Annotated in this window: 12 protein-coding genes; 3 read left to right on the top strand and 9 right to left on the bottom strand. The window is 44.2% G+C overall.

The window, feature by feature from the left end:
- Positions 1 to 65: 65 nt before the first annotated feature.
- The gene (locus AO498_RS15745) at positions 66 to 1,091 is read left to right on the top strand and encodes a proline iminopeptidase-family hydrolase (RefSeq protein ID WP_067549772.1); all 1,026 of its coding nucleotides are present in this window, start codon (positions 66 to 68) and stop codon (positions 1,089 to 1,091) included.
- A gap of 144 nt (positions 1,092 to 1,235) precedes the next feature.
- On the opposite strand, the gene AO498_RS15740 is transcribed toward AO498_RS15745, so the two are convergent.
- The 4 genes from AO498_RS15740 to AO498_RS15725 form a co-directional block, all read right to left on the bottom strand.
- On the bottom strand, positions 1,236 to 2,339 hold the full coding sequence (locus tag AO498_RS15740; protein ID WP_067549770.1) for an acyltransferase family protein: 1,104 nt from the start codon (positions 2,337 to 2,339) through the stop codon (positions 1,236 to 1,238).
- 202 nt (positions 2,340 to 2,541) lie between these two features.
- Positions 2,542 to 3,186, bottom strand: coding sequence for a PAQR family membrane homeostasis protein TrhA (gene trhA / locus AO498_RS15735; protein ID WP_067549766.1), 645 nt, complete (start codon positions 3,184 to 3,186; stop codon positions 2,542 to 2,544).
- 5 nt (positions 3,187 to 3,191) lie between these two features.
- On the bottom strand, positions 3,192 to 4,037 hold the full coding sequence (locus AO498_RS15730) for a sulfurtransferase (protein WP_067549764.1): 846 nt from the start codon (positions 4,035 to 4,037) through the stop codon (positions 3,192 to 3,194).
- A gap of 126 nt (positions 4,038 to 4,163) precedes the next feature.
- Entirely contained in the window at positions 4,164 to 4,760 is a 597-nt protein-coding gene (locus AO498_RS15725; RefSeq protein ID WP_067549762.1) for a DUF2911 domain-containing protein, read from the bottom strand.
- A gap of 149 nt (positions 4,761 to 4,909) precedes the next feature.
- On the opposite strand from AO498_RS15725, the gene ppsA reads away from it, so the two are divergent.
- A complete protein-coding gene (gene ppsA, locus AO498_RS15720; RefSeq protein WP_067550580.1) occupies positions 4,910 to 7,276 on the top strand; it encodes a phosphoenolpyruvate synthase in 2,367 nt (788 codons plus the stop codon).
- Positions 7,277 to 7,397: 121 nt separating this feature from the next.
- A complete protein-coding gene (locus AO498_RS15715) occupies positions 7,398 to 8,156 on the top strand; it encodes a glucose 1-dehydrogenase (protein WP_067550578.1) in 759 nt (252 codons plus the stop codon).
- 65 nt (positions 8,157 to 8,221) lie between these two features.
- Here the strand turns inward: AO498_RS15715 and AO498_RS15710 are convergent, their stop codons facing one another.
- The 5 genes from AO498_RS15710 to AO498_RS15690 all read right to left on the bottom strand — a co-directional run bounded on the left by AO498_RS15710 (position 8,222) and on the right by AO498_RS15690 (position 14,012).
- On the bottom strand, positions 8,222 to 9,199 hold the full coding sequence (locus AO498_RS15710) for an amidohydrolase family protein (protein ID WP_067549760.1): 978 nt from the start codon (positions 9,197 to 9,199) through the stop codon (positions 8,222 to 8,224).
- Positions 9,200 to 9,300: 101 nt separating this feature from the next.
- On the bottom strand, positions 9,301 to 10,776 hold the full coding sequence (locus AO498_RS15705) for a sodium:solute symporter family protein (protein ID WP_067549758.1): 1,476 nt from the start codon (positions 10,774 to 10,776) through the stop codon (positions 9,301 to 9,303).
- A complete protein-coding gene (locus AO498_RS15700; protein WP_067549757.1) occupies positions 10,776 to 11,708 on the bottom strand; it encodes a dihydrodipicolinate synthase family protein in 933 nt (310 codons plus the stop codon). The genes AO498_RS15705 and AO498_RS15700 overlap by 1 nt, the downstream gene beginning before the upstream one ends.
- A gap of 16 nt (positions 11,709 to 11,724) precedes the next feature.
- Positions 11,725 to 12,732: a sialidase family protein gene (locus AO498_RS15695; protein WP_067549756.1), complete on the bottom strand. Its 1,008-nt coding sequence runs from the start codon at positions 12,730 to 12,732 to the stop codon at positions 11,725 to 11,727.
- Between the two features lie 98 nt (positions 12,733 to 12,830).
- On the bottom strand, positions 12,831 to 14,012 hold the full coding sequence (locus AO498_RS15690; protein ID WP_067550575.1) for a glucuronyl esterase domain-containing protein: 1,182 nt from the start codon (positions 14,010 to 14,012) through the stop codon (positions 12,831 to 12,833).
- Between the last annotated feature and the right edge of the window lie 7 nt (positions 14,013 to 14,019).

The raw sequence follows: 14,019 nt of genomic DNA, 5'->3' as shown, positions 1-14,019 counted from the left end.
CAAAGTAGGTGTCAGTTTGAATCTGAATTTTCTTTTAACTTGTTCAGAAACAAATCCCATCAACCATGAAAAATCGTTGGTTTCTACTTCTTTCAGCAGCAATCTTCCTTTATTCCTGCCAATCCCAAAAAGAAGAAGTTCAGTCAGATTCAATAGCTGGAATTCTGGAGGAGGGAATCCAGATAATTCCTATCCAGACTCCAAAGGGTGAATTTAAGGTTTGGACCAAGCGGGTAGGGGACAATCCGACGATGAAAGTACTCCTGCTTCATGGCGGACCGGGGATGACGCATGAGCAATACAGCAACTTTACCGATTATCTTCCTCAGGAAAACATCGAGTTTATCTGGTATGATCAGTTGGGCTCGGCCCATTCGGATCAGCCTGATGATTCCACGCTGTGGACGATCGAGCGATTTGTGGATGAAGTGGAGCAGGTAAGGATTGCCTTGGGACTGAACAAGGATAACTTTTATCTCTACGGGCAATCCTGGGGTGGAATGCTCGGGATGGAATATGCCTTCAAGCATCAGGACAAGCTTAAAGGACTGATCATTTCCAACATGATGGCGAGCTTGGATGACTATGAGAACTATGCCAAGGAAGTCCTAGGGCCTCAGATGCCGCCGACTGTGTTTGCCGAACTGATGGAAATCGAAAAGAACAATGACTTCGAAAATCCCCGCTACATGGAATTGCTCGGAGAGCATCACTATCCGCAGCATGTCCTTCGTAGACCTCCTGGGGAATGGCCGGAGGAGATCAACCGCATGATGGGACAGGTCAATCCCAACGTATATGTTTTTATGCAAGGATATAGTGAATTCGGTATTACACCGGGTGCAAGTTTGAAAGGCTGGGATGTCAAAAATCAACTTAATAATATCACGGTTCCTACCTTGGTCGTCGGTGCTACCCACGACACCATGGATCCCAAACACATGGAATGGATGTCTAAGCAAGTTGTCAATGGCCGATTTTTACTTTGCCCCAATGGGAGTCATTTGAGCCAATACGATGATCCGGAGCATTTTTTCCCGGGTGTGATCCAGTTTATCAAAGATGTGGATTCAGGAAGTTTTGGAAAGTAAGGCTTCCACCCTCCAAGGGTTTTGATCCCTTGGAGGGTTTGTTTTTACAATTATTCGTTTGAAAAAGTGTTTGGTTTTGCATTTTTTCATTTGAAAAAGTGTGGAGACTACATTTTTTCAAACGAACCTTGGAATCTCAATTCGCTAAATCCTAAAGAAAATTCCCTTTCTATACAGGAAATAACAGAGTCCCCACATTGCAGCCAAGGCTCCGAGAGAAGCCATCAGGAATAATCCGTGCTCTCCTAATCCCATCCATCCAAAGATCCCTCCGGTGAAAATCCCCACCGTCTTATTCATCCATCTTCCCAGCATTTCGGCAAACAGGTAGATGAAAATTGAATTCATTCCCACGATCAAAAACGGGAAAATGCCTTTTCTTCGATTCTTTACATCTACCCACCAGTAGAAAAAGGCCAAAGCGACCAAGGCCCATCCGCCAGAGGCAAAGACAAAAGAAACCGTGCTGATTCGTTTGAGGATAGGTGTGATGCCTGCGATATCCAGTCCGTAACCGACCACCAAGCCGACTAATCCTGCTATTAAAAACACCCTGATTTTATCCTGACTCGATTTTGAGGAAAGGAGCAGATTCCCACAAATCGCTCCCCAAATCGTATGGGCAACAGTCGGGATAGCATTGATGGCTACCCAGCCACCCCGGTTGATTTTGCCCATTAAGATTTGGTCGGTATAGTTGCCAAAGTTGGTGCCGTGCTCAAAAGGAACCTCGGGGTTATAGGTTCGATAAAGGATTTCTGTAAGTACCAAAAGGCCTAATGAAACGCTCAACTGCACTTTCCAGCTTTTGGTCAGGAGGAAGTAAGTAACTAAAATGGTGAAAGAAAGCTGAGTCAATACATTCCAGAGTTCGAAGACCATTTTTCCTGAATAGACACAGTGAAGTCCTGTTCCGAATAGGAATAGAATCAAACAGCGTTTTAAAATATGCACGGTGACCTTGCTTCGGTCTTCCGAAAGTGTAAGTCTTTTATTCAAGGAAAAAGGCATCGCCACACCCACGATAAACATGAAAAAAGGCTGGATCAAATCCCAAAATCGGAGTCCGTTCCATTCATGGTGAGTGAATTGAATAAAAATTGGATGCAATCCATGACCTTCTGGAAATAGCTCCAAAAGACCATCATAAACTAAGGCGGCTTCTGCTACCAGCAAAAACATCGTCAGTCCGCGATAGACATCCAGCGAAACCAGACGTTGGGTCGAATGGGAAGAAAGTGCGCTCATCTTGAGGTATTTGGGTTAGTTTCAAGATAAAAAATGCTGGGTTTCCCTTGACGAAATTTTGATAAACGGAGGGCTGAAGATTTTTTTCAACTAAGAGGTTTATCAATCTCGAATGATGGATTTGGAAAATTAGGATTGAGTTTAAAATTCAGTCTATTACCCCTTCAAAGGGTAGGGGATTTTTGTGAGCCTAACCAAAAGCTCAAACCAATTGATAGACTGCGACATAATGCGCTGCCGTTCCTGCCAACACGAAAAGATGCCAAATGGCGTGATAGTAAAGCTTTTCGCTCTTTACATAAAAGTACACTCCGACCGTGTAACTCAGTCCTCCCAAGCCAATCCAAGTCAGGGTGTCCCAGGAGATTTTTTCAACCAAATCATTAAAAAAAAATACGGCTAGCCAGCCCATGGTGAGGTAAATGATGACGGATAGCGTTTTAAATTTTCCAGTGAAAAAGACTTTGAAAAAGGTGCCTACCATAACTGATCCCCAAATCACGGACAGAAAAATAAGGGCTGATTCCAAAGGTAGGATCGCTAGAATCATCGGGGTGTATGACCCCGCGATCAGAAAATAAATCGAGACATGATCCATAATCTGCAGACGGGCTTTCTTTTGGGGTGCTGTTGTCGCATGGTATGCCGTCGAAAAGCCATAGACCATTAAGGTACCCAAACAAAAAAGCAAAGCGCCCACCCAGCTAAAGGGCTGGTTTGACTCCAAACTTTTCAAAATGATGAATGGAAGACTGATACAAGCCAAGGCCAAACCTATTCCATGAGAAAGAGCATTGAAATATTCTTCCTGAGGGGTTTGAATTCTTTTTTGGATTGATTGGGCCATTTCGGTTAGCCAAGGGTTTTTCCGATAGGTTTGTCATTTCGACTCCATTCACTCCAAGAACCCACATAAAGGGTTGGAATTCCCAATCCAGCATAATCAAGCGCCAGAAGGGTATGGCAAGCGGATACTCCTGATCCACAATGCACGATGATGTGCTCGTTGTCCATTTCTCCGAAAAGAGGAAGGTATCGTTCCCTGATTTGCTCTGGAGAATGAAATCGACCTGAGGCATCCATATTGTCGGTCAGGGGCATATTTTCCGCGCCGGGGATATGTCCTGCTATCAAATCAATAGGTTCATGATCGCCCCGATACCGCTCGGCTGACCGAACGTCAATCACGAGATAATTTTTGTCCTGCGCTACTGCCTCGACATCATCCATGCTTGCAATTCCCAATGTCCATTCAGATGCAGGATATGCAGAAGTGGGGGTGAGAGTAGGAGAATCTTTAGAAACCGAAAATCCAGCTGCAAGTGCTGCCTGATATCCTCCTTCCAAAACCTGTACTTTCTGATGACCTAAGGCACGAAGCATCCACCACATTCGTGCCGCTGCATTTGCCCCATTTTGATCGTCGTAGATGACCAAGTGACTTTCAGGATTTATTCCCAATCGACCAAGGGTTTCGCAAAAGTCAGATACTTCAGGTAAGGGATGCCGGCCTCCTTCTGCAAAGTTTTCCTTGATGTCCGCCAAATCCTCATTGGGGTCCACGAAAATTGCCCCAGCCAAATGCCCTTTTTCATAGGTCTGTCGAGGGTTGGGACTATATCGTGCGTCCAAAAGCAGGAGGTTGGGATGATCTAATTTGAGTTTTAATTCAGAAGGAGAAATCAGAGGGGAATTCATGAGTCAGGAAATCTTGAGTTTTCGAAATTTAAAGATTTACAGCTATCCATGGATTTAAAAATGAAAAACCTGTCAGATTTCTGCAATCTGACAGGTTTAATGAAACGGGTAATTCAGTAAGTTGAATTAAAACTGAGCTTTAAATTGCTCCATTTTTTGGTCAACTTGAGTGTCTACCATAAAGGATACCGCTGTAGTTTCCCAAGCTAGGGTTACTTTGGCAACTTTGTTATTTTCTGCAGAAATCATGTATTGCAAACGCTCGGTAGCTCCGATGGAAGCGGGGCTTGCTTTTACAGCTACCACGTCGTCTGCTGCCAATGCTGCTTCGTCGATCTTACCGTCTTTCATATAAGCATAGACGCTCTCAGCTTTTTTATTCAAATGAATTGTCCATTCGCCACTAGCTGCAGGAGTCACAAAAATGGAGTATTTGCCAGCGGGAAGGTTTTTACCTCCTACATTCACGCCTGTGCTGAATTCGATGATAGTTTGAGAATTTGCTCCAGCTCTCCAAGTTTCACCAAACTTCACCAATTCTCCGAAAACCTTTCTGCCTTTGACTGCAGGGGAGGAGTAATCGATGCTGATTTTGGTAAAACCAACGACCTGAGATACATGTGCCGCTGGACTCATGGCAGGCTGTTGAAGTTGTGCAAATGCTGCAAAAGTTGAGGTCAATACTAGCGCCGCAGCAAGCAAAAATGACTTGTAATTTTTCATGTTTTTGTTGGATTTGGGTTTTGCTTTGTGAAGCTAACAAAAAAATCAGGCGCTTGTTCGAAACTTAAAAAATACCCATCGAACTGACTTTTATCAGGGTATTTCTTTGGACTTATGGATAGGTTTAAATGAACCAAACTCCAGATCTGATGAACGAATGGATCATCCCTTTTTCTATGCTGGGAATAGCCGATGTGGGAAAGGTCGGCGGGAAAAATGCCTCCTTGGGAGAAATGTTTCAAACCCTTCTGCCATTGGGAATTCGAATTCCAGATGGCTTTGCGATCACCGCTGAGGCCTATCGATTTTTCCTTCAGGAAAATAATCTTGTGGAAGAGATTGCAAGCTCCTTGGAAAAGCTGGATCGAAAGGGTTTTACTAACCTCCGGCAAGTTTCAGCTGAACTTAAAACCATGATTCTAGAAGCTTCAATGCCGAAGGGTTTGGCAGATGTAATAATCGAAAGTTATCGGGAATTGAGTGGGCAAAGTGATCGAGACCTGGAAGTGGCGGTTCGTAGCAGTGCCACCGCGGAGGATCTTCCCGGAGCTAGTTTTGCAGGTCAGCACGAGTCTTTTTTGAATATCAAAGGGGATGAGGAATTGCTGAAAAAAGTGATTTCCTGTTTTGCCTCCTTGTACAATGCCCGGGCGATTAAATACCGCTTTGACAAGGGTTTTGATCAGCTTGAAATTGCCCTCTCGGTAGGTGTTCAGCGAATGGTTCGGGCAGATTTGGGCAGTAGTGGAGTGATATTCACCATCGAACCCGAAACCGGATTTCAGAATGCGATTTTGATTACCGGTTGTTGGGGATTAGGTGAAAATATCGTCCAAGGAGCGGTAATTCCGGATGAATTTATGGTCTTTAAACCTGCATTGGAAAAGAGAAATAGGGCCATTTTATCCAAAAAAGCGGGTTCCAAGTCCAAAACCATGGTGAATGCCAAATCAGGTGGCGTAGTCAATTTGGATACTACGCCAGAACTTCAAAGACAGTTGGTTTTAGCAGATGATGAAATCGAAGTTTTGGGTCGTTGGGCATTGGCGATCGAAAGCCATTATCAAATGCCTATGGATATCGAATGGGCCAAAGATGGAAATGACGGACAACTTTACATTGTGCAGGCAAGACCTGAAACGATCCATGCCGATAAAGACCCCTATTTGGTTACTGAGTATTCATTAACTGAATCCAGTGAATTGCTTACTTCCGGCTATGCTATCGGAAATGGAATTACCTCTGGTCAGATAAAAGTCCTGGAGTCAGCTGATGAATCCGATTTGTTGAAGGAAGGAGAAATTTTACTTACCGAAATCACCAATCCCGATTGGGATCCGGTCATGAAAAAAGCCGCCGCAATTATCACTACGAAAGGTGGACGAACTAGCCATGCCGCAATCGTCGCTCGTGAAGTGGGAGCTTTGGCCATTGTAGGTGCGGAAAATGCGCTGGAAAAGCTTCAGACAGGGGATTGGGTGACCATTGATAATGCCTCTGGAAAAATCGGCAAAGTCTATTCCGGCCAACTCCATTGGACTGAAATGCAGCATAATTTCAGAGGAATGAGTTTGCCAAAAACAAAACCCATGTTCATTTTGGCAGATCCTGAGAAAGCCTTTGGGCTCTCCTTTTTTCCCAATCAGGGGGTGGGTTTGATGCGAATGGAATTTGTGATTACCAAAACGATCCGCATCCATCCTATGGCGTTGGTTCATTTTGATCAGCTGGAAAATCAAGAAGATAGGACTCAAATCGAGGAGTTATGTCAAGGATATTCGGATAAAAAAGAATACTTCATAGACAAGCTAAGTCAGTCGGTCGCTACCATTGCTGCGGCTTTTTATCCTAAAGAAGTCATTCTAAGGATGAGCGATTTCAAATCCAATGAATATGCGCATTTGATTGGCGGAAGCCAATTTGAAGAGCAAGAAGAAAATCCCATGCTGGGATTTCGAGGAGCATCTCGATATACTCATGAACGCTATCAGGAAGGATTTACCTTGGAATGTGAGGCAGTCAAGCGGGTTCGTGAATCAATGGGGTTAACCAATTTGAAATTGATGATTCCATTTTGCCGTACCCCTCAAGAAGGGAAAAAAGTCTTGGAGTTGATGCGGTCCTTGGGGCTAATTCAAGGCGATAACGGATTAGAAATCTATGTGATGGCAGAGATTCCATCCAATGTGATTCAAGCCATGGAGTTTGCTGAAATTTTTGATGGGTTTTCCATTGGTTCCAATGATTTAACCCAACTCACTCTTGGAGTGGATCGAGATTCTGAGGTTCTCGGAGAGTTGTTTGACGAAAATAATCCCTCCGTGAAATGGATGATTTCAGAAGTCATTCGAGTGGCCAAGGCAAAAGGAAAAAAAATCGGCCTATGCGGACAAGCCCCAAGTGACCGGCCGGAGTTTGCCAAATTTCTGATCGCTCAGGGAATAGATAGTATCTCCTTCAATGCGGATGCCCTCCTCCAAGGAATCCAAAATATGGTGGAAGCTGAGAGGGAGTAATCAGAATTCAGTTAGCAGTATCCAGTGGGAGGTATGGGTAAGATTAATAACCCGGATTTTGAGTGATATAGAATAATGTATGGTGTTTAAATAATTGGTAATCAATCAAAATGAATTTTATATGAAAAAGCTAGAAAATAAAGTGGCTGTTGTCACTGGCGCTGCCTCTGGAATGGGGAAGGCTATTGCAGTTCTTTTTGCACAAGAAGGCGCTAAGGTAATTGTGGCAGATTTGATAGCAGCGGATGCGGAGGAAGTGGCGGATCAGATTCGTCATTCGGGTGGTCATGCCTTGGGCTTAAAGTGTGATGTTTCCGATGAAGATCAAGTGAAAAAAATGGTGCATGCTGCCATTCACGAATTTGGATCGCTGGATATTCTAGTGAACAATGCAGGTATCATGGATGATTTTATGCCTTTGGAAAAAGTCACAGACAAGCTCTGGGAGAAAATTATGGCGGTTAATGTCAACGGCCCCTTTTATGCCAGTCGCTTGGCAATTACTCAGATGGTCCAACAGGGAAAGGGAGTGATTATAAATATCTCATCGGTTGGAGGGGTTTCTGGTGCAAGAGCTGGATTAGCCTACACGACTTCCAAGCATGCCCTGGTGGGAATGAGTAAAAATATCGGCTTCATGTATGCCAAAAAAGGAATCCGATGCAATGTCATTGCTCCTGGGGGAGTCAATACGAATATTATGCGGGATGCAAAACCAGATCAAGAGGGGGCAGCTCTCTGCAGTAGCGGAGCGGGTTCCATGCCTCGGATGGGTGAGTCGGAGGAAATTGCGAAAGTCGCTTTGTTCCTTGCATCAGACGATTCCTCATTCGTCAATGGGGAAGTAGTAGTAGCAGATGGAGGATGGTTGGCCTATTGATTGAATGAAAAAAGCCCTGACATTTTTGAAATTGTCAGGGCTTTACTACAATAGAAACAGGTTGTTTATTCAAATTTTTTGGGATCCCAATCGAAGAATCGAATGGCATTGTTGAAGAAAATGTCCCGCTTTTGATCCTCGCTGAGGTAGTTGGCATTTTCAATGACTCCGATGGAAGTTTCTAAGAGCTCAGGCCACATCATCAGGTCAGTTCCGTAAAGGATACGCTTTCCAAATCCAGCCTGCACCAGGCGTCTCAAATACATGTGGATTTCTTCCAAAGGATAAGACCAGATAAATCCTGCCAAATCCACATAGACATAGGCATTGGCCCCCATCAAAGCGATCATTTCATCGATCATTGGATATCCGGCATGCATAACCCAGATTTTCAGATTTGGATGTCGTGCTAAGACATCCTCCAATAGGAATGGATTTCCCATGGAAGCACGATAATTGGGTTGGGTAAGATTTGCCATGCCATTTCCTCCGGTACCCATGTGGATTCCAACTGGGATTCCAAGTTTCTCAGCCACGGCAAAGTATTCGTCTAGCGACATGTCAGCAGGAGATTTGCCTTGATATTGGGGAGCGATTTCCCCCATTACTTGGTAAAAACCATTACTCAACGAATCCTCAAATGCTTCTACGCTCATACCCGGAGCCACTCCAATGGAAGGGATCACTCGCTCAGGAGCTGCTTTTTTCCACCGGTGAAGGACTTCCGCATCTCCGGAAGCTACAAAGGTGATGTTTAGTCGCTCGGCAGTAGCTAGCAACTGCTGTTGGAAATCTTCATCAGACTTGGCGGCTTTAAGTGGATGTGCACAATCAGTATCGATAAAAGAAGGAGCTGGTTTGCCGGGGATTGCGCCGGGCATATTGCTCAAAAACCAAGGACACAAGTCGCCAGAAAAAGCAGGATTGATTTTCATGGCATGCACGTGTACATCAATGATGGGTTTGGGCTTTTTGGTTTCTTGGGCTTTGATACTGCTAAGAGTAGTAAGTGCCAAGGTAAAAGCTAGAACTAGGTTTCGCATGGGGAATTGAAAATTGATTTGAACTGAAAAGAACCGATCAATTTTCTATTTTTCCAAATTGAGACAATAGAAAATTAAATCAATTTGAGGAAATGATTTTTTTAAGAATGCAGATTCTTTTTCCTAGAAAGTTGAGTTAGTCCAAACCCCGCCAAAAAGATCGTCATCGTTCCGATTACAATGGTCATATTTGAATGGAACGGATTTACAAGGCTTTCTGGAAATCCAATTTTCACCCAACCGCTGGACAAACTCATCCATGCAATCACCAAAACCCCAAGTGTCACAGACAAGATGGCCTGAGGCTTTTTGGTTTTGCCTAAAAGTCCTAAGAAAAATAAGCCCAGAATTCCTCCACTAAAGATCGAAGAAAGAGCCCACCATGCATCGAGAGCACTTGCTACACCATTGAAAGCAAATCCAACCAAGATGCTCAAAAGCCCCATCCCTAAGGAACTCAGCTTTAAAACCAATAATGAGGTTTTCTCAGAAGGGTTGGGTTGGATGTATTTTTTGAAATGATCAGACAAAATCACTGTCGCGGAACTGTTGATGCTGGTGGACACAGTACTCATTCCTGCAGCGAAAATCGACGCAATTAACAAGCCCGTGATTCCTGCCGGTAACTGGTTGACGATGAAAAAAGGGAAGACTTTATCGCCGGCAGTTCCATCCGGGAGTAGCAGAGGTTGACTTTGATAAAAGGCAAACAGTGAGGTGCCAATAAAGAAAAACAGAAATGAGACGGGCAAATAGAGCAGGCTTCCAAGCCAAGTGGATCGTTTGGCGTCTTTTTCAGTTTTTGCCGTCAGGTAGCGCTGTACGTAACTTTGATCTATTCCAAAATTTTGGAGATTAATGAAGATCCCATACACTAACACCATCCAAAACGTGGAAGTAGTAAAGTCCAAGTCAAAGCTTCCCAAGCTAAATTTCTCATTAGCTTCTGCTACTTGAAATACTTCAGAAACACCCCCCGGAATCTCCCAGAAAATTACTCCAAGGCATGCCAAGGCTCCTCCGATCAGAATAATTCCTTGGATGGCATCTGTCCAAATTACAGCTTCGATTCCTCCAAGCATGGAGTAAATCAACACGCTTAATCCTGTCACCAAAATGATCACAGGAATACTCCAGCCAAGGAGGGCTTGCATAGGTAAAGCCAAGAGATACATGATAGCCCCCATTCTGGCTAATTGAGTCAAGAGGTAACAGATCGAAGCATAAATTCTTGCCCAAGGTCCAAACCGTTGCTCCAAAAAATAATAGGCGGATTCACTGCCTAGGTTTCGATAGAGTGGTACAAAATACCGAACCGCGACCCATGCAGCCAGTGGAATAGATAGACTAAAGACAAATCCATTCCAATTGCCGGAATAGGCATTTCCGGGTAATGCCAGAAAGCTAATGCTGCTTACAAAGGTGGCAAAAATTGACATCCCAATGGCCCAGGAAGGAAGTCTGCCTCCGCCGGTAGTAAAGTCGGAAGCCGTTCTTTTTCGAAATGAAAATGAGATTCCAAAGCCAACTACCAACAGGAGGTAAGTAAAAAAAACAAGGAGATCTAAAATGGGCATTAAGCAGTCAAAACTTGGGTTATTCGTTCTTTTACCGCTTCATGTTTCGATCTTAAAACCTCTTTTTCCAAATCAGAATAGGCTGAAAGTGGCGGGGCCAAAATCCCTTGACATAATCCTTCGAAACTCATCGCTGCCTTAATCCCTTTCAAATAGCAAGATCGGTAACTTTGATTTTGATACAGATTATCACTCAGAAAAAGGATGGTTTCTTGAAGGGTTTTGGCCAAATCTAAATTCCCGTTCTGATAGGCTTCAAAGGTGTCTACGTAGAGTTGAGGGTATAAATTTGCTCCACCACAAACTCCCCCGTGTCCACCTAATTCGAGACTTTCTAGCAATAATTCCTCAGGCCCCACAAAAATTCGAAATTCCTGTCGAGCGGAAAAGGCATGACAAAGGCTTTTGAAATAGTCCATATCTCCACTGCTGTCCTTGATTCCGATGATATTTGGATGGTTGGATAATGCCAGGACGGTAGGTGGTTCAATCGAGATTTTAGTGTGGGAAGGCATATTGTACAGCATTAGCGGCAAAGGAATCTCGGACGCTAATCGCTCATAATAGGCCTGAAGTTCTGCTTGGCCAATATTCATGTAATAAGGAGGGGCAGCCACCAAGGCAGTGGCTCCTGACTCCTCCGCCACTCTGGCCAAATCCAAAGATTCTACAAAGGAGCAACCGGTGATACCGACAAGTACGGGGATTTTTCCCTGAACTTCTCGGCAGGTCAGACGGATAAGGTCTATTTTGACATCTTGACTCAGACTTGCAGATTCTCCAGTCGTTCCTAGGATAAAAATTCCATGTACACCACCTGCAAGTTCATGGTTGAGGAGGGTAATCGTATGATCTACATCTAAAGAAAGATCGGGTTGAAGAGGGGTAATGAGAGGAGGGATGATTCCTCCTAGCTGGGACAAAGGCTTCATAGGTTAGGTTTGGGGTTCAAAGTTTGAGCTGGACGTGTTTGATTTTCTTGCGGTGATGGGTGTAGGAAATATGAACTGTCCCATCCTTTGCCTGAATAATTGCAGGATAGCTAAACTCCCCTGATTCTTCATTTTCCAGTACGAGCAATTCCTCCCACTTCACTCCATCAGATGATCCTAAGAGGCTCAATTTATTTCGTCCTTTTGGAATAGGGTTACAAACAAGAAGATGGTAGCCGTCAGCAAGTGTCACCGCATCGATTCCTGAATTATTGTGGACAATATCTGTTGAGCTTAGTTCAGTCCAAGTAATCCCTTGATCGGTAGACCAAGCAGTGGCGATGACTCCCTCTCGGGTTCTGCAGAGGATTTGAAGTTTTCCTCCTGGGTGAAAAAGAACGGTGGGTTGAATCGCTCCAAAAGGACCTTTGATTTCAGATTTAGACCAGTTTTGGAGATTTTCATCCGAGATTTCCATGTGACTGGTCCAAACATTATTCACCTCAAAACTGCTGGGATGAAGAATTTTTCCGGAAGGTAGATCCACCGCTTTATTTTTTACTGGGCCCAAAAATCCAGGTTGCAACTGAACTTCTTTTGACCAAGTTTTTCCCTCATCCGTGGAGGTTTTGTAGAGTCCCCACCATTCTCTTGGATTGGGGCCTTCCTTATAAAATAAAGCGATTTTTCCGTCTTGAAGACGATGAAGGACAGGGTTCCAAGTTGGATTTCGAAAGACTTCATTTTCAATTCCATCCGCTACCTGCATGGGAACAGACCAAGTTTCGCCAGATAAGGCGGAGGTGTAAATGCTGACATCCGGATGTCTTTCATAAGTTCCACCAAACCAAGCAGCTAATATTCCATTCTCCGTTTCCAGAAGCGTGGAAGCATGACAGGAAGGAAAGGGTGCTGATTCATAAATAAAGCCAGCCTGAAGGATTTCAGGCTTCGGTTTTTCAAGAGGTGGATTTGAGAAGATCAAACCCAATAAAGAAATGAGTGGAAATAAAAATGAAGGCATAGCGAGAAGCAGTTGATAAATTTGATTTCAACCTAACAAAAAAGCCGGAGTTTTTAGTAAAACCGTCCGGCAGTAACCTGATTGGAGAAATAGGCTTGTTACAGTGTTTTCCCAACAAAGTCCAGAAATATCTTCCAGTCTTCCCAGGTAAGGTCGTGCTTTCCTTCTCGGATATGATAACCTACACCCTCCAGATGAACCGGTCCGTTTAATTCCTCAAAGCTGGAATGAAAAGTAGCATTTTTCCCAAAGATGGAAGAAGCTACCCGCGCTCCTAGCTGAAGTCCTAAATATTCGCCTTTGGGATCCGCCCATTGATCGCCTCTGGCACTGGAATAGTAGACGGCTCGTGGAGCAATTAGCCCTGGAAGGAGATGCTGATCGAGGGAGAGATCCTCTTCCCGTCCATTGTATTTTCTGAAATTATCAGCAAACCAGTGAGGAAATCGCGTATTGATGGCTTCCACGGTTTCTCCAAATTTCCGCTTCGAAAGTGCCGCCCCTCCGCAGCCCGATTCGTTGGCATAGGTGATGGCCCATCTTGGATCGTTGGCAGAGGTCCAGAGCGCTGTTTTCCCGGTGCGCGAATGACCCACTAAAATGGATTTTTGCGCATCAATCTTCGGATGTTGTTCAAAATAATCCATCGCCCGCATGGCAGCCCATCCCCATGCTCCAAATGCTTTTAGTCCATCAGGTTTTCCAATTTCTTCAGGATAAAGTGTGGAAATTATTCCTTCTTGATAGCTTGTGGCGTCATCTGGAGCAACTGTCTCTGCATGAAAAGAAGCCGTCGCTAAACCTCTTCGGATCAATTCGGGTACAGGCCAGAAAGCCTCATCCACCAATTTTCCATCCGAGTAGGTTGGGAGGTAATTGACCAGTAAAATCACCGGAGCTTTTTCTTTGGTTGCTTTAGGTAGGAAAAGGTTGATGCGTAGGGTGTGACTTCTTCCATTTCTGCTAACCCTGATATTTACCTCTTCCAATTCCGCTATTTCCGAAAATGGGTTGCGGGTTTCTTGCGCTAATTCGAAAGAAATAGAATCAAAATCCTTTGGGATTCTTCCATAAACTTCCGACTCAAAAAGATTGAAAATTTCTGGTCTCCGGATGGTTTCCCATGCTTCTGGAGTTTGAATTAAGCTACCTTTCTCGCTGACAAATGGATCGGGTAAAATAAGAGCAGGAACTTTACTCTCATCGTAATTGGGAGAAGTCTGGGACATTGTCAAAAGCGGAATGATAAAGAAGAGCGATAGGAAGCCGAGGATTTTCATAGTAGAG

Origin of the sequence: Algoriphagus sanaruensis (assembly GCF_001593605.1) — a bacterium.
GTDB classification, from domain to species: domain Bacteria; phylum Bacteroidota; class Bacteroidia; order Cytophagales; family Cyclobacteriaceae; genus Algoriphagus; species Algoriphagus sanaruensis.
The sequence above is the reverse complement of the archived record's forward strand: the minus strand, read 5'-3'. Positions and strand labels throughout refer to the sequence as shown.

Bases quoted from the DNA above. Each gene is read 5' to 3' on its own strand.
- AO498_RS15745 (WP_067549772.1), top strand. From the start codon at position 66: ATGAAAAATCGTTGGTTTCTACTTCTTTCAGCAGCAATCTTCCTTTAT.
- AO498_RS15740 (WP_067549770.1), bottom strand. From the start codon at position 2,339: ATGAGCGCACTTTCTTCCCATTCGACCCAACGTCTGGTTTCGCTGGAT.
- trhA (WP_067549766.1), bottom strand. From the start codon at position 3,186: ATGGCCCAATCAATCCAAAAAAGAATTCAAACCCCTCAGGAAGAATAT.
- AO498_RS15730 (WP_067549764.1), bottom strand. From the start codon at position 4,037: ATGAATTCCCCTCTGATTTCTCCTTCTGAATTAAAACTCAAATTAGAT.
- AO498_RS15725 (WP_067549762.1), bottom strand. From the start codon at position 4,760: ATGAAAAATTACAAGTCATTTTTGCTTGCTGCGGCGCTAGTATTGACC.
- ppsA (WP_067550580.1), top strand. From the start codon at position 4,910: ATGAACGAATGGATCATCCCTTTTTCTATGCTGGGAATAGCCGATGTG.
- AO498_RS15715 (WP_067550578.1), top strand. From the start codon at position 7,398: ATGAAAAAGCTAGAAAATAAAGTGGCTGTTGTCACTGGCGCTGCCTCT.
- AO498_RS15710 (WP_067549760.1), bottom strand. From the start codon at position 9,199: ATGCGAAACCTAGTTCTAGCTTTTACCTTGGCACTTACTACTCTTAGC.
- AO498_RS15705 (WP_067549758.1), bottom strand. From the start codon at position 10,776: ATGCCCATTTTAGATCTCCTTGTTTTTTTTACTTACCTCCTGTTGGTA.
- AO498_RS15700 (WP_067549757.1), bottom strand. From the start codon at position 11,708: ATGAAGCCTTTGTCCCAGCTAGGAGGAATCATCCCTCCTCTCATTACC.
- AO498_RS15695 (WP_067549756.1), bottom strand. From the start codon at position 12,732: ATGCCTTCATTTTTATTTCCACTCATTTCTTTATTGGGTTTGATCTTC.
- AO498_RS15690 (WP_067550575.1), bottom strand. From the start codon at position 14,012: ATGAAAATCCTCGGCTTCCTATCGCTCTTCTTTATCATTCCGCTTTTG.